The sequence below is a fragment of the Stenotrophomonas cyclobalanopsidis genome (assembly GCF_008710035.1).
GTDB lineage: Bacteria > Pseudomonadota > Gammaproteobacteria > Xanthomonadales > Xanthomonadaceae > Stenotrophomonas > Stenotrophomonas cyclobalanopsidis.
The window spans coordinates 13,330-29,099 of record NZ_VYKI01000012.1 but is presented as its reverse complement, the minus strand read 5'-3'; the positions used below and the strand labels follow the sequence as shown (position 1 = coordinate 29,099).

The window sequence follows — 15,770 nt, the reverse complement described above, 5'->3', positions numbered from 1 at the left end:
CCCGCATGCCCGCTCGTTCCCCTGTCCCCGCCTTTGCCTTCGCGCCTTCGTGGTTGGCATCGCGGTTCGTACTGACGCACCTGCTGCTGCCGTTGGCCGTCGGCGTTCCGCTGTTCGTGCTGTTGATGGGGTTTGGCGGTGACCAGTGGGTGGCCGACCACCTGTTCCGCCTGGAGGGCGGCCACTGGGCACTGCAGGATGCCTGGCTGACCCGCGCGGTCGTGCACAAGGGCGGCAAATGGCTGAGCACGGCGGCGGCCCTGGTGGCGACCCTGCTGTGCTTCCACCACTGGCGTCGTGGCCGCGACCGCACCCTGCGCTGGGCGCTGCTGTACGTGGTGGTTGCGATGGCACTGGGCACCGGCCTGGTCTCTCTGCTCAAGGCGCTGGTGCCGATGGAGTGCCCCTGGGACCTGCTGCGCTATGGCGGCCATGAGCCCTTCATCGGCCTGCTGGCCAGCCGCCCTGAGAGCATGCCTGCGCGTGCCTGTTTCCCGGCCGGCCATGCCAGCGCCGGCTACGCCTGGCTGTGCCTGTACTTCTTCGCCCTGCTCTGGCGCCCGGCGTGGCGCTGGGCGGGGCTGTGGATCGGCCTCGGCAGCGGCCTGGTGTTCGGCATCAGCCAGCAGCTGCGCGGCGCCCATTTTCTTTCGCATGACGTCGCCACGGCCCTACTATGTTGGCTGCTGTCGCTGGGCCTGTTCCTGATCACGCAGCGGCTGCTGGTCCGCCGCACGCTGCAACGTCCGACCCGCCAGGAGGCACGTGCATGAATGCATCGGTCCATCGTCCGCTGCGCCTGCCGGCACTTGCCAGCCTTCGCCGCTGGCGCCCGCAGCTGTCCACCGAAGCGCTGATCGCGCTGACCAGCCTGTTCTTCGCCGTCGCCGGCAACGGCCTTTTCTGGCACAGCGCCATGGCCAGCCATCCCGGCAGCCTGCGCTACGCGCTGTCGCTGTTCCTGCTGCTGCTCGGCGCGCACGGCGTGCTGTTGGGCATCCTCGTCTGGCGCTGGAATGCCAAGGTGGTGACCAGCGTGCTGCTGCTGGTGACCGCCTTCGCCGCGCACTACATGAGCCAGTTCCACATCTACCTGGATGCGGACATGCTGCGCAACGTGCTGGCCACCGACCCGAAGGAAAGCCGCGAGCTGATGACAGCCTCGCTGGTCTGGCCCGTGCTGCTGCTGGCGGTGCTGCCGATGGTGCTGCTGTGGCGGGTGGAACTGCGCCGCCGCAGCTGGGGCCGCAGCCTGCTGTGGCGCGTGGGCTTCCTGCTGGTGGCGGCGGTCACTGCCGTGGGTGGCGCGCTGATTTCGTACCAGGATGTCTCGGCGCTGATGCGCAACCAGCGCGAAGTGCGCTACCTGGCCACCCCGGCCAACGTGCTGCTGGGCCTGCCGCGTGCGCTGCGCAGCGACAACCCGGTGCAGCATGCTCCTAAGCTGCCGATCGGCACCGATGCCAAGGCCACCCCGCGCGCGGCGACCAGCAAGCCGCGGCTGCTGGTGATCGTGATGGGCGAGACCGTGCGTGCGCAGGACTGGGGCCTCAACGGTGGGCGCAACACCACCCCGGAACTGGCGCAGGCAGCGGTGATCAATTTCCCGGACATGCATTCATGCGGCACCAGCACCGAAGTCTCGCTGCCCTGCATGTACTCGCCCTGGGGCCGCCACGATTACGACGAGAAGAAAATCCGCGCGCACCAATCGCTGCTGCACGTCCTGAACCGCGCCGGCGTCACGCCGCTGTGGCGTGACAACCAGTCTGGCTGCAAGGGCGTCTGCGAAGGTCTTGATTTCCAGTCGCTGTCCGACGCGACCACGCCCGGCCTGTGTGCGGATGGCCGCTGCATGGATGAGATCCTGCTGCAGGACCTGGCCACGCAGGTGCGTGCCAAGCCGGGCGATCGGGTGGTGGTGCTGCACCAGCTGGGCAACCATGGCCCGGCTTACTTCGAGCGCTACCCAGCCGCCTTTGCGCGCTTCAAGCCGACCTGCGATACGCGTGACATCGGCCGCTGCTCGCGCGAGGAGATCGTCAACAGCTACGACAACGCGGTGCTCTACACCGACCACTTGCTGAGCAGGACGATCGGCACGCTGCAGGGCCTGCAGGACTACGACACGGCGATGATCTATCTCTCCGACCACGGCGAGTCGCTGGGTGAGAAGGGCCTGTTCCTGCACGGCGTACCGTACGCGATCGCTCCGGCCGAGCAGACCCGCGTGCCGATGACGATGTGGTTCTCGCCGGGTTTCGCCCGCAGCCGCGGGCTGGACCTGCAGTGCCTGCGCAAGCGTTCGGCGGCGCACACCGACCACGACAACCTTTTCCCGTCGGTGCTGGGGCTGATGCAGGTGAAGACGGCGCTGTACGAACGCGACCGCGACCTCTTCGCCGGCTGCGAGAGCTGAGGGGAGGTGTTCTGGCAGGGCTTGCAGCCCTGCACCTGCAGAATCAACGTCAACGTCAACGTCAAAAGCCGGTTTGCTGAGGGTTGGCGGGGTGGGTCCGGTTGAGGGGGACGCCGTAAGTCCTTCCATGGAGGCTTGGTCGCGCCATCCATGGCGCTCCCCCCCCTCAACCGGACCCACCCCGCCTTCGACAGTTTCCCGCGATCTGTCGGAACGGTGTTCTGCTCTGGTGGGTGCCGATTTCCGCTGCTGTTGGTGGGTGCCGACCGTTGGTCGGCACCTAACAACAGCCGCGTGAACCTGTCGAAGGTGGGGCGGTGACCCACGGACAGCCCACTTTTGACGTTGACGTTGCCTTCGCCTCTGCGGGTGCAGGGCGCAGCCCTGCCGCCCCCCACCAACTTTCCCCACTTGCGGTAGGCACGCGCGCCCACTAGCCTTCGGCCGTCGTTCACCACCCAAGGACCGCCCGTGACTCACCGCCATCTCCTGCTGGCCTCGGCTATCGCCGCCGCCACGCTGGCCCTGGTCGCCTGCAAGAAGGAAGCTTCGCCCGGCACCGAGGCCGCCACCGCCAGCGCGCCCGCCGTCGAGACCGCCGACCAGTTCGTCGCCCGCATCAACGCCGAATTCAAGGCCGCCTACCCGGAGATGACCTCGGCACAGTGGCTGTCCTCCACCTACATCAACAGCGATTCCGAACGCATCGCCGCCAAGGCCAACGAGCGCTCGCTGACCCAGCTCAACAGCTGGATCGAGCAGGCCGGCAAGTTCGAAGGCCAGCCGATGAGCGAGGACAGCAAGCGCGCCATTCACCTGCTCAAGCTGATGTCCTCGATGCCAGCGCCGCGTGATCCGGCCAAGCTGGCCCAGCTGACCCAGATTGCCACCCGCATGGAAGGCAGCTACGGCGCGGGCAAGTACTGCACCGATGCCAACGATCCCAACTCGTGCCGCCAGCTCGGCGAGCTGGAGCAGGTGCTGGCGCGCAGCCGCGACTACGACGCGCAGCTCGATGCGTGGCAGGGTTGGCACAGCACCACCAAGGGCATGCGCGGCGATTATCAGCAGTTCGTCAGCCTGGTCAATGAAGGCGCCAAGGGCATGGGCTTCACCGATGCCGGGCAGATGTGGCGCAGCGGCTACGACATGCCGCCGGAGCAGATCGGGCCGGAAACCGACCGCCTGTGGGAACAGGTCAAGCCGATGTACGAGCAGCTGCACTGCTACGCGCGCGGCAAGCTGGACAAGACCTACGGCAAGGACAAGGCCGAAGTGGGCAACGGCCTGATCGCCGCGCACCTGATGGGCAACATGTGGCAGCAGGACTGGTCCAACCTGTGGGACCAGCTGGAACCGTACCCGGGCGCCGGCAGCCTGGACATCACCGCGGCGCTGGAAAAGCAGTACCAGGCCAACCTGAGCGCGGCGCTGGCCAAGGCCGGCAAGGATGCCAACGTCGCCGCGCAGTACAAGGCGCAGCGCGAGGCCGAACTGCGCACCGCCAGGCAGATGACCGAACGCGCGCAGGACTTCTACGTGTCGCTGGGCATGCCCTCGCTACCGCAGTCGTACTGGGAACGCACCCAGTTCATCAAGCCCGATGACCGCGACGTGGTCTGCCACGCCAGTGCGTGGGACATGAACATGGAAGGCGACGTGCGCACCAAGATGTGCATCAAGCCGAACGAAGAGAACTTCACCACCATCTACCACGAGCTGGGCCACATCTATTACGACCTGGCCTACAACCCGCTGCCGCCCCTGTTCCAGGGCGGTGCCAACGATGGCTTCCACGAAGCGATCGGCGACACCATCGTGCTGGCGATGACGCCCAAGTACCTGAGCTCGATCGGCCTGGTGGACGCGCCGACCGAGAGCCGCGAGGCGGTCATCAACAACCAGATGCGCATGGCCCTGTCGGGCGTGTCGTTCCTGCCGTTCGGCCTGATGATCGACCGCTGGCGCTGGGGTGTGTTCGATGGTTCGATCACCCCGGACAACTACAACAAGGCGTGGTGGGACCTGAAGGCGAAGTACCAGGGCGTGGCGCCGGCCAGCACCCGCGGCGAGGAGTTCTTCGATCCGGGCGCGAAGTACCACGTGCCGGGCAACACCCCGTACACCCGCTACTTCCTGGCGCGCATCCTGCAGTTCCAGTTCTACAAGGGCCTGTGCGATGCGGCCGGCTTCAAGGGCCCGCTGCATGAGTGCACCTTCTACGGCAACAAGGAAGCCGGGCAGAAGTACTGGGCGATGCTGAGCAAGGGCGCCAGCCAGCCGTGGCAGGCCACGCTGAAGGAGCTGACCGGCAGTGACAAGCTCGATGCCGGCCCGATGATCGAGTACTTCAGCCCGGTCAACGACTGGCTGAAGCAGCAGAACCAGGGCCAGATGTGCGGCTGGCAGGCCAGCGCGGCACCGGCAGCGAAATGAAAGAAGGGGCGGGTCCGCGAGGATCCGCCCCTTTGATTTCGGTAGCGCCGGGCCAATGCCCGGCGGCTTTTCATTGCACCGCTGCGCTCGCCGGGCATGGCCCGGCGCTACCCACTGCAGGTCAGTTGTTCTTCTTCGCCGCCATCGCCGCGGCCAGTTCGGCTTTGTATTCCTCGAAGGTCTGGCCCTTCTCCTTGGCCTCGGCCTGCGCGGCATCGCGCAGCGCATCGGAATACACCAGGCGCACCGGCGTGCCCTTGCGCTCGTGCAGTTCACCGGCCTGCATGATCAGCGCCAGCACCTGCGCGGCACTCTCGCTGTGGCCGGCGATGCGGCCATCCATGCCCAGTACCCACTCGCCATCGCGGCGCACGACGCCGGCCAGCAGCGTGCGCTGCGCATCGCGCAGTTCGGCATGCGGCTCGACAGGCGAGGCCTGCGCGGCGGCCTTGTTGGCAGCCTTTTCTTCCTGGCGGCGGCGCTGGTCGCGGCGGGTCTTGGAGGTGGTGGACATGGGAAGGCGATACCGCGACGAGGGGGCGCAAGGATAACGCACCCCGGCCGCGACGCCGTTTCACGCAGCGTCGATCACCGGTCCGCGCTGCTCAATGGCCCGTGGCCACTGCCTGCACTGCGCGCTCGCGGCGGTGTTCCCAGTACCAGAATACGAAGCCGCCGGCGAAGAAGGCGGCCTGGCCCAGGGCCAGGTGCAGCGGGCTGCCGCTCAGCAGCGGCGACACCACGCCAGCCACCACGGTGCTGATCATCAGCTGGATGAACGCCTGCAGCGAGGACGCCAGGCCGCGCTGGTGCGGGTACATGTCGAGCACGGCCAGCGCCAGGATCGGGAAGATCAGCGCCATGCCCATGCCGCCGAGGAAGATCGGCAGCACCGCCCACGGCAGGGCGAACTGCGGCGCCAGGCTCACGTAGCCGACGTTGAGCAGCACGGACACTGTGCACAGGATGAAGCCGGTGGCGACCTGCCGGGTGGGCGTCGTGCGCCCGGCCATGCGCCCGGACAGGAACGAACCGGTGGTCATGCCGCCGATGGTGGGGATGAACAACCAGGCGAAGCCACCTTCGCCCAGGTGCAGGTGCTGCATGACGAATACCGGCGCCGAGGCGATGTACAGGAAGATGCCACCGAAACCGACGCTGCCGGCCAGGGCCAGGCGCAGAAAGCGCGGGTTGAAGCCGATGCGAACGTAGTCGCGCAGCAGCACGCGCGGCGACAACGGCACGCGCGCCTCCGCCGGGTGGGTCTCCGGCATGAAGCGGGCGGTGCACACCAGCAGCAGCAGCGAGAACACCACCAGGAACCAGAAGATCAGCGGCCAGCCGGCGCCACTGAGCAGGATCCAGCCACCGATGATCGGCGCGATGGCCGGGGCGATACCGAACAGCATCGATACCTGGCTCATCAGCCGCTGCGCATCGTGGCCGTGGTAGAGATCGCGGATGACCGCGCGGCCGACGATCATGCCCACGCCGGCCGACAGGCCCTGCAGCGCGCGGAACACCAGCAGCGTGCTCAGGTCGGTGGACAGCGCGCAGCCGACCGAGGCGCCGATGAACACCACAAGGCCGCCGAGGATCACCCGCTTGCGGCCCCAGGCATCGGACAGCGGCCCGTGGGCCAGGCTCATCAGCGCATAGAACAGCAGGTAGACGCTGATGGTCTGCTGCACGGCCACTTCGTCCACCGCCAGGCGCTGGGCCAGCTGCGGGAAGGCCGGGAAGATCGTGTCGATCGAGAACGGGCCGAACATGGCCAGGCCTGCGAGCAGCAGGGCCATGCGTCGGGTGGAAGGGGCAACAGCGGGGGTCATCGGCAAAGCGTCCGGCTGGGCCATGCGTGGCACGCACGGCGGGCGCCGATCCCCTGCAGCAGGGACGGCGCCAGATGAATACGAGAGTCCGGCCATCATAGGCCCGGATTGCGGCCGATGCCATCGACCCCTGCACAGAACGCATGGCCGGGCCATCGGCCATTCAGGCCCGCAGGGGTTCTGCCCCTCTGCGGGCCCGTGTTCAGCCGCGGCAAGCGGCTATGGCAACCCGTATAATGGGCGGGCAACATGGTGGGAGAAGCGGAACACCGCTGCCGAAGGCGCAACGCCCGTAATCGCTCAGGCCCGATACCACCCGTAACAGAACTCTGGAGAGACCGGTTCGATCCGGCGCCGAAGGGGCACGAAGCTGCGGCCAGCCGCACTTTTAAACTCTCAGGCAAAAGGACAGAGGGGCGCCCCGCAGACCGCCAACCGGCGGCTCGTGCCCGTGCGTGTGCCCTTTCCTGACGGATCCTTCGCCATGTCCCAGAACACCCCTTCCCTGCGTGAGCTCGAGCATCATTCCGCGTTCGTCGAGCGCCACATCGGCCCCAACGATGCCGAGATCGCGCAGATGCTCGACGTCGTTGGCCACGCCACGCTGGATGCGATGACCGATGCCATCGTGCCGGCCAGGATCAAGTCGCCCGCACCGCTGGCACTGCCGGAGTCGATGACCGAAGTGCAGGCGCTGGCGAAGATCCGCGCGATCGCCGACAAGAACACCGTGCTGCGCAGCTTCATCGGCCAGGGCTACTACGGTACCCACACGCCGAACGTGATCCTGCGCAACATCCTGGAAAACCCGGCCTGGTACACCGCTTACACCCCGTACCAGGCGGAAATCTCGCAGGGCCGCATGGAAGCGCTGATCAACTTCCAGACTCTGTGCGCCGATCTGACCGGCATGGAGATCGCCAACGCCTCGCTGCTGGACGAAGCCACCGCCGCCGCCGAGGCGATGACTTTGGCCAAGCGTTCGGCCAAGTCGAAGTCGGACACCTTCTTCGTGCACGACGCCGTGCACCCGCAGACGCTGGAACTGCTGCGCACCCGTGCCGAGCCGATGGGCATCGTGCTGCGCGTCGGCACCCCGGCCGAAGCACTGGAAGCGGAGGCCTTCGGCCTGCTGCTGCAGTACCCGGACACCTTCGGCCAGGTCGGCGACTACAAGGCGCTGGTCGATGCCGTGCACGCGCGCGGCGGCCTGGTGGCCGTGGCCACCGACCTGCTGGCCCTGACCCTGCTGGCCGCTCCCGGCGAATGGGGCGCGGACATCGTGGTCGGCAACAGCCAGCGTTTCGGCGTGCCGTTCGGTTTCGGCGGCCCGCACGCTGCATTCATGGCCTGCCGTGATGCCTACAAGCGCTCGATGCCGGGCCGCCTGATCGGCGTCTCCATCGATGCCGAAGGCAAGCCGGCCTACCGCCTCACCCTGCAGACCCGCGAGCAGCACATCCGCCGCGAGAAGGCGACCTCCAACATCTGCACCGCGCAGGTGCTGCTGGCGGTGATGGCCTCGATGTACGCCGTCTACCACGGCCCGGAAGGCCTGGCCCGCATCGCCCGCCGCACCCACCGCCTGGCTTCGATCCTGGCCGCGTCGCTGCGCAGCGCCGGCGTGCAGGTCGGTGGCGACTTCTTCGACACCCTGCACATCACCGGCGTACACGCCGATGAGATCCACGCCAAGGCGCGTGCCGCCGGTTACAACCTGCGTGCGATCGACAGCGACTCGGTCGGCATCAGCCTGGACGAGACCGCCACCCGCGCCGACATCGTCGCCCTGGCCGCCGTGTTCGGTGCGCAGGCCGACGTGGAAGCGCTCGATGCCAGCACCGCCGACGAACTGCCGGCGGCCCTGCTGCGCCAGTCCGCGTTCCTGACCCACCCGGTGTTCAACACCCACCACAGCGAGCACGAGCTGCTGCGCTACCTGCGTTCGCTGGCCGACAAGGACCTGGCGATGGACCGCACGATGATCCCGCTGGGCTCGTGCACCATGAAGCTCAACGCCACCGCCGAGATGATCCCGGTGACCTGGCCGGAGTTCTCGCAGATCCATCCGCTGGTGCCGGCCGACCAGGCGCTGGGCTACAAGGAACTGATCGAAACGCTGGAAGCGATGCTGGTCGAGTGCACCGGCTACGACGCGGTCAGCCTGCAGCCGAACTCCGGCGCGCAGGGCGAGTACGCCGGCCTGCTGGCGATCCGCGCCTACCACCGCTCGCGCGGCGAAGATCATCGCGACATCTGCCTGATTCCGGATTCGGCGCACGGCACCAACCCGGCCTCGGCGCAGATGTGCGGCATGAAGGTCGTGGTGACCAAGACCGATGCCAACGGCAACGTCGATGTCGAAGACATCCGCATCAACGCCGAGAAGTACAGCGACCGCCTGGCCGCGATCATGATCACCTACCCCTCCACGCACGGCGTGTTCGAGGAAGAAGTGGTCGAGATCTGCGAGATCATCCACCAGCACGGCGGCCAGGTGTACACCGACGGCGCCAACATGAACGCCCTGGTCGGCGTGGCCAAGCCGGGCAAGTGGGGTTCGGACGTTTCCCACCTGAACCTGCACAAGACCTTCTGCATCCCGCACGGCGGCGGCGGCCCGGGCGTTGGCCCGTGTGCGGTGAAGGAACACCTGGCGCCGTTCCTGCCGGGCAAGCTGGGTGACAACGGCCCGGTCGGCATGGTCAGCGCGGCCAGCTTCGGCAGCGCCTCGATCCTGCCGATCAGCTGGATGTACATCGCCATGATGGGCAGCGAAGGCCTGCGCAAGGCCACCCAGGTGGCCCAGCTCAACGCCAACTACATCGCCAAGCGCCTGGCCCCGCACTTCAAGACCCTGTACACCGGCCGCAACGGCCTGGTGGCGCACGAGTGCATCCTCGACGTGCGCCCGCTGGAGAAGACCAGCGGCATCGGCGCCGAAGACGTGGCCAAGCGCCTGATCGACTTCGGCTTCCATGCCCCGACCCTGAGCTTCCCGGTGGCAGGCACGCTGATGGTCGAGCCGACCGAGAGCGAATCGCTGCACGAGCTGGACCGCTTCATCGACGCGATGATCCAGATCCGCGAGGAAATCCGCGCGATCGAAGATGGCCGCCTGGACCGCGAGGACAACCCGCTGAAGAACGCCCCGCATACCGCGACGGCGGTGACCGCCAGCGAGTGGACCCACGCCTACCCGCGTGAGCTGGCAGCCTTCCCGCTGCCCAGCCTGAAGCTGCAGAAGTACTGGCCGCCGGTGGCCCGCGTCGACAACGTGTACGGCGACAAGAACGTGATGTGCGCCTGCATCCCGGTCGATGCCTACAAGGACGATGAAGTCGAGGCATGATCAACGAACGGCCCGCGCAAGCGGGCCGTTATCATTTGCGGTAGCGCCGGGCCATGCCCGGCGAACGCAGCGGCTGAACCGATCACGGGTCCGGCATCTGCCCCAGGCTCAGCTGCCACGACACGCCGTAGCGGTCCTGCACCCAGCCGTAGCGGTTGCTGAAATCGTAGTCACCCACCGGCATCAGCCAGTGCCCGCCCTCGCCGAGCACGCGTGCTGCACGCTCGAACTGCTCGCTGCCGGCGCATTCGACGAACAGCGAGATCGACGGACTGAAGGTGAAGTCGTGCACATCCAGGCTGTCGAAGCACAGGTAGTGCGTGCCCCCCAGCAGGAAGATGGCTTGGCGTACCTGGCCGGGCACGCCAGCGCCGGCGCCCTCGGGGTGGCGTTGCAGGCCCAGTAGACGGAAATCGGCGAAGGCCTCGGCGTACAGCGCCAAGGCGGCCTCGGCCTGGCCGGTGAACATCAGGAACGGGCGACTGCGCAGCATGCGGCACTCCTGTTCGACAGGCCGGTGACGGCCCACGCGATCAGGATGGCACGGCGGATGTATGCCTCCTGTAGAGCCGAGCCCATGCTCGGCTCAGGGGCGCTGCCCTTGTAGAGCCGAGCCGATGCTCGGCTGCCGGACGCTGCCCTTGTAGAGCCGAGCCCATGCTCGGCTGACGTCTGCGCAAACAGCAGCCGACCGTAGGGTCGGCTCTACAAAGCCAAAGCAACAGCAGCCGACCATAGGGTCGGCTCTACAAAGACACAGCAACGGCAGCCGACCGTAGGGTCGGCTCTACAGGATCAGGCTGCGCGCATGCGCCGGGCGATGGCGCTGCCGGCGGCGATGACGGCGGTCAGCACCACCATCGACAGGAACTGCAGACGCGTGTGCGCCTCGCTCAGCAGCAGCCCGAAGATCAGCGCCAGAATGCCCAGCGCGCACACCGTCAGCCACGGGAAACCGGCCATGCGGAACGGCAGGCGGGTGCCCAGGCGATCGGCACGACGGCGCAGCACCAGCTGCGAAACCAGCGAAAGCGTCCACACCAGCAGGCAGGTGGAGCCGACGATGTTCAGCAGCACCGGCAGCACCTTGCCTGGGAACAGCAGCTCCATGATGGTGGCGGCGAAACCGAACAGCACGCTGGCCAGCACGGCGATGACCGGCACCTGGCGCGGGTCGGTCCAGCCCAGCACGGCCGGTGCCTCACGGCGCTGCGCCAGCGAATAGATCATGCGCGAGGCACCGTAGAGGTTGGCATTGAGCGCCGACAGCAGCGCGATCACCGCGATCAGGGTGATGGCCGTGGCCGCGCCCGGGATGTTGGCGACCGCGAGCACCGCGGCAAACGGCGACTTCAGCGATTCGCTGGTCCACGGCACCACCGCGATGATCACGCTGAGCGAGCCGATGTAGAACACCAGGATGCGCCAGGCCACGGTGCGGATGGCACGGGCGATGCTGCGCTCGGGATCCTCGGTCTCGGCCGCGGCCACCGCCACGATCTCGGTGCCGCCGAAGGCAAACACCACCACCAGCAGGGCCGCGCCGATGCCGGCCAGGCCCTTGGGCGCGAAGCCGCCGTGCTGGGTGAAGTTGCTCAGCCCCGGCGAGGCCACCTGCGGCAGCCAGCCCATCAGCAGGGCGATGCCGATGGCGATGAAGACCAGGATGGCGGCCACCTTGAGGATGGCGAACCAGAATTCGAACTCGCCGAAATTCTTCACCCCGAGCAGGTTGATCGCGGTGAAGAACAGCATGAAGGCCAGCGCCGCCATCGGCACCGGTATCACCGGCCAGACCGTGGCCAGCAGGCCGGCCGCACCGACCGCCTCGGCGGCGATGACGATGACCAGCTGCACCCACCACAGCCAGCCCACGGTGGCACCGGCGGTGGCGCCCATGGCATCGGCCGCGTACACCGAGAACGCGCCGCTGGTCGGCTTGGCCGCCGCCATTTCGCCCAGGGCGTTCATCACGATGATCACCAGCGCGCCGGCGACAAGATAGGACACCAGCACGGCCGGACCGGCCGCCTGCACGCCCACGCCGGAACCGAGGAACAGGCCGGCGCCGATCGCGCTGCCCAGGCCCATCATGATCAGCTGGCGCGGCTTCAGCGAATGGCCGAGGCGGGAAGACGAGGCAGGCGTAACAGGGCTGGCGGGCATCGGCGGGACTGGCGGCGGCTACAGGGGCGTCACCTTACATTGTCCCCCACCCACGGGGATAGGCACAGTGCAGCAGACCGCTCAGGGCAGCATGGCTTCGCCGACAGTGGCATCGACATTCTCTCCAATACGCGCCCGGTAGGCGCGCGGCGAGAAACCGGTTTCAGCCTTGAATTTGCGGGTAAACGCGCTCTGGTCGCTGAAACCGCAGGCCTGGCCGATGCAGGCGATGCTGTCGTCGCCGTGCAGCAGGTGCATGGCCATCTGGATGCGCAGCCGGGTCAGCACCTGCTGCGGGGTCATCTGGAACACCTTGCGGAAGCTGCGCTCCAGCTTGGACAGCGAGAAGCCGGTAATGTCCAGCAGGGTCTGCATGCGCACGTTTTCAGCGTAGTGCGCGTTGAGGTGGGCCAGGGCCAGGCGCAGCTGCTCGTATTGGCTGCCCAGGCTGTCCTTCTGGCCCAGGTCGCGGGAGATGCCGATCAGGCCCTGGATGCTGCCATCCACCAGCAGCGGCCGCTTGCAGGTCAGGCACCAGCCCGGTTCGCGGTTGGCGAACAGGTGCAGCTCCATCAGGTTCTCGATCACCTCGCCGGACAGCACGCGCGCATCCTGGTCCACATAGTCCGCGCTCAGACCGGTCGGGTAGATCTCGGCCGCAGTACGGCCGATGACATCCTTGCGCGCACGCAGCCCCAGCCGTCGCAGCATGGTCTGGTTGACGTGGGTGTAGCGGCCCTGGCGGTCCTTCATGAAGAACAGCACGTCCGGGATGGCGTCGAACAGGGCTTCGATGTCGGTGGGTTCGACTCGCATGCGGCAAGCATACCCGAGCGCGGTTTTGCCCGTACGTTCACCCCGACCCAACCGGGCGTTAACAGGCTACAAAGGATTGTCACTGCTTTCCCCCTGCAACCTCGGAGATATCCCGATGGCCGCCAGCAAGCCGACCGGCAAGCGCGCACCTTCCCCCAGCATTGACCAGCACCGCGGCGAGGGTGACGAACTGCACCAGCTTGCCGGCGGCAGCCACCCGGCGCTGACCACCAACCAGGGCATCCCGGTAGCCGACAACCAGAACTCGCTGCGTGAGGGCCCGCGCGGCCCCACCCTGCTGGAGGATTTCATCCTCCGCGAAAAGATCACCCACTTCGACCATGAGCGCATTCCCGAGCGCATCGTGCACGCACGCGGCAGCGCCGCCCATGGCTATTTCGAACTGACCAGTTCGCTGGCGAAGTACACCCGCGCCCGCGTGCTGACCGAGGTCGGCACGAAGACGCCGGTGTTCACCCGCTTTTCCACCGTGGCCGGCGGCGCCGGCTCGGTCGACACCCCGCGCGACGTGCGTGGCTTCGCGGTCAAGTTCTACACCCCCGAAGGCAACTGGGATCTGGTGGGCAACAACATCCCGGTGTTCTTCATCCAGGATGCGATGAAGTTTCCCGACCTCGTGCATGCGGTGAAGATGGAGCCGGACCGCGCGTTTCCGCAGGCGGCCAGCGCGCATGACACGTTCTGGGATTTCATTTCGCTGATGCCCGAATCGATGCACATGATCATGTGGGCGATGAGCGACCGTGGCATTCCACGTTCGCTGCGCATGATCGAGGGCTTCGGCGTGCACAGCTTCCGCCTGTTGAACGAGGCGGGCGAGTCCACCTTCGTCAAGTTCCACTGGCGGCCGAAGCTGGGCATCCAGTCCACCGTGTGGGACGAAGCGCTGAAACTGCAGTCGGCCGACAACGATTTCCATCGTCGCGACCTGTTCGAGGCAATCCAGCGCGGCGACTTCCCCGAATGGGAACTGGCGGTGCAGCTGTTCACTGAAGAAGAGGCCGATGCGTTCCCGTTCGATCATCTGGACCCGACCAAGATCATTCCCGAGTCGCTGGTGCCGCTGAAGGTGATCGGGCGCATGGTGCTGGATCGCTGGCCGGACAATTTCTTCGCCGAAACCGAGCAGGTGGCGTTCTGCCCCGCCAACGTGCCGCCCGGCATCGACTTCAGCAACGACCCGCTGCTGCAGGGCCGACTGTTCTCGTACCTGGACACGCAGCTGATCCGCCTGGGCGGGCCGAACTTCCACCAGATTCCGGTGAATGCGCCGAAGTGCCCGTTCGCCAACCACCAGCGCGACGGCCACATGCAGATGCAGGTGCCGAAGGGGCGCGTGGCCTACGATCCGAGCTCGCTGGAGGACGACAGCCCGCGCGAAACCCCGGCCGGCTTCCGCAGCCATGCAACTGCCGACGACGGACGCAAGGGACGCACGCGTGCGGCGAGCTTCGCCGACCACTACAGCCAGGCGCGTGCGTTCTTCCGCAGCCTCGAAAAGCCGGAGCAGGCGCACCTCGCCTCGGCGCTGGTGTTCGAGCTTTCGAAAGTAGAAACAATGAAGGTACGCGTGCGTACCGTCAGCCACCTGCGCAACATCGACGAGTCGCTGGCCAGGCGAGTGGCCGATGGCCTGGCCTTGGGCGACCTGCCCGATGCCGCACCGACCGAAACGCCGGCACAGGACATGCCCGCCGTTCCCGAGGTGCGCATCATCGGCCGCACGAAGGACACGCTGCAGGGACGCTGCATTGGCATTCTTTTCGATGAAGGCTCGGACGCGGGGGTCATCGCCAGCCTGCGCAAGGCCGCGCAGAAGGCTGGCGCCGAGGTGAAGCTGGTAGCGCCGAAAGTGGGGGGTGCCACGCTCAGCGACGGCAAGCGGCAGGCCGCCGATGGCCAGTTGGCCGGCACACCTTCGGCCGTGTTCGACGCCGTGGCCGTGGTACTCAGTGCAGAAGGCGGCAAGACGCTGGCCAAGGAAGCCGCCGCCGTCGAGTTCGTCAGCCACGCGTGGGCACACCTGAAAGCCATCGCCAGCGATGCCGGCGGCCAGGCGCTGCTGAAGGCGGCGCGCGTCGGCAACGATGCCGGCACCGTCGAAGCGGAAGACGCCAAGGCCTTCCTCGCTGCCGCAGCCACCCGCCAATGGGCGCGCGAGCCGAAGCTGCGCCTGCTGGCCTGACCGTCCCTCACAGGAGAAGCGACATGCCCCGGGGTGAGAAGTCCGCCTACACCGACAAGCAGAGGCGCCAGGCCGAGCACATCGAGGAAAGCGAACGCGAGCGCGGCGCCAGTGAAAGCACCGCCGAACGCATCGCCTGGGCCACCGTCAACAAGCAGGATGGCGGTGGCAAGCGCAGCGGCAGCGCGCGCAAGGCGGCGAAGAAGGCGCCGGCGAAAAAAGCCGCTGCGAAGAAGACTGCTACAAAGAAGGCAGCAGCGAAAAAGGCTGCCCGAACGCGCGCCAGAGGTTGATCATCACCCAGGCAGCCCCGCCCGCACCTGCAGCGCCAGGTGCGGGGATCTGAGCGTCACTGCCTGCATTGGCAGGACACGCCGGGCGGTCCGCGCACGCCGCTGCTGCGGCCACAAGAACAACAGGAACGCGCTGCTGGAGCCCGGCAGGCGCGCCGTGAAAAAGGGGTGCGCGGTAGAGTCGAGGGGGGGGGGGGGGGGGGGGGGGGGGAGCGGGGGGGGGGGGGGGGGGCGATCGCCCGCCCGGCGG

General features: G+C 67.3%; 10 protein-coding genes, 1 pseudogene and 1 riboswitch. Of the genes and pseudogenes, 6 read left to right on the top strand and 5 right to left on the bottom strand.

What is annotated here, in order from left to right; translation table 11 throughout:
- The first annotated feature begins 5 nt into the window (after window positions 1-5).
- The 3 genes from FJU31_RS10905 (at window position 6) to FJU31_RS10895 (ending at window position 4,855) form a co-directional block, all read left to right on the top strand.
- Window positions 6-773 (top strand): phosphatase PAP2 family protein, encoded by a 768-nt coding sequence (locus FJU31_RS10905; RefSeq protein ID WP_150454768.1) that lies wholly within the window; start codon window positions 6-8, stop codon window positions 771-773.
- A complete protein-coding gene (locus tag FJU31_RS10900) occupies window positions 770-2,419 on the top strand; it encodes a phosphoethanolamine transferase (RefSeq protein ID WP_150454767.1) in 1,650 nt (549 codons plus the stop codon). The genes FJU31_RS10905 and FJU31_RS10900 overlap by 4 nt, the downstream gene beginning before the upstream one ends.
- Window positions 2,420-2,890: 471 nt before the next feature.
- Entirely contained in the window at window positions 2,891-4,855 is a 1,965-nt protein-coding gene (locus FJU31_RS10895; RefSeq protein WP_150454766.1) for a M2 family metallopeptidase, read from the top strand.
- A gap of 121 nt (window positions 4,856-4,976) precedes the next feature.
- Here the strand turns inward: FJU31_RS10895 and FJU31_RS10890 are convergent, their stop codons facing one another.
- Entirely contained in the window at window positions 4,977-5,369 is a 393-nt protein-coding gene (locus FJU31_RS10890; RefSeq protein ID WP_079222768.1) for a hypothetical protein, read from the bottom strand.
- Between the two features lie 91 nt (window positions 5,370-5,460).
- The gene (locus FJU31_RS10885) at window positions 5,461-6,687 is read right to left on the bottom strand and encodes a multidrug effflux MFS transporter (protein WP_150454765.1); all 1,227 of its coding nucleotides are present in this window, start codon (window positions 6,685-6,687) and stop codon (window positions 5,461-5,463) included.
- Window positions 6,688-7,006: 319 nt separating this feature from the next.
- Window positions 7,007-7,109, top strand: a riboswitch (glycine riboswitch).
- 62 nt (window positions 7,110-7,171) lie between these two features.
- On the opposite strand from FJU31_RS10885, the gene gcvP reads away from it, so the two are divergent.
- Window positions 7,172-10,039, top strand: a complete 2,868-nt coding sequence (gene gcvP, locus FJU31_RS10880) for an aminomethyl-transferring glycine dehydrogenase (RefSeq protein ID WP_150454764.1) — start codon at window positions 7,172-7,174, stop codon at window positions 10,037-10,039.
- 82 nt (window positions 10,040-10,121) lie between these two features.
- Here gcvP and FJU31_RS10875 read toward each other — a convergent pair whose 3' ends face one another.
- The 3 genes from FJU31_RS10875 to FJU31_RS10865 all read right to left on the bottom strand — a co-directional run bounded on the left by FJU31_RS10875 (window position 10,122) and on the right by FJU31_RS10865 (window position 13,021).
- The gene (locus FJU31_RS10875; RefSeq protein ID WP_150454763.1) at window positions 10,122-10,532 is read right to left on the bottom strand and encodes a VOC family protein; all 411 of its coding nucleotides are present in this window, start codon (window positions 10,530-10,532) and stop codon (window positions 10,122-10,124) included.
- A 302-nt stretch (window positions 10,533-10,834) separates the two neighbouring features.
- Window positions 10,835-12,205: an amino acid permease gene (locus FJU31_RS10870; protein ID WP_150454762.1), complete on the bottom strand. Its 1,371-nt coding sequence runs from the start codon at window positions 12,203-12,205 to the stop codon at window positions 10,835-10,837.
- 81 nt (window positions 12,206-12,286) lie between these two features.
- Window positions 12,287-13,021, bottom strand: a complete 735-nt coding sequence (locus FJU31_RS10865; RefSeq protein ID WP_108769614.1) for an AraC family transcriptional regulator — start codon at window positions 13,019-13,021, stop codon at window positions 12,287-12,289.
- Between the two features lie 115 nt (window positions 13,022-13,136).
- On the opposite strand from FJU31_RS10865, the gene FJU31_RS10860 reads away from it, so the two are divergent.
- On the top strand, window positions 13,137-15,227 hold the full coding sequence (locus tag FJU31_RS10860) for a catalase (RefSeq protein ID WP_150454761.1): 2,091 nt from the start codon (window positions 13,137-13,139) through the stop codon (window positions 15,225-15,227).
- A gap of 23 nt (window positions 15,228-15,250) precedes the next feature.
- Window positions 15,251-15,514 (top strand): annotated as a pseudogene (locus tag FJU31_RS10855) (hypothetical protein); the annotation flags it as partial.
- Window positions 15,515-15,770: the final 256 nt, after the last annotated feature.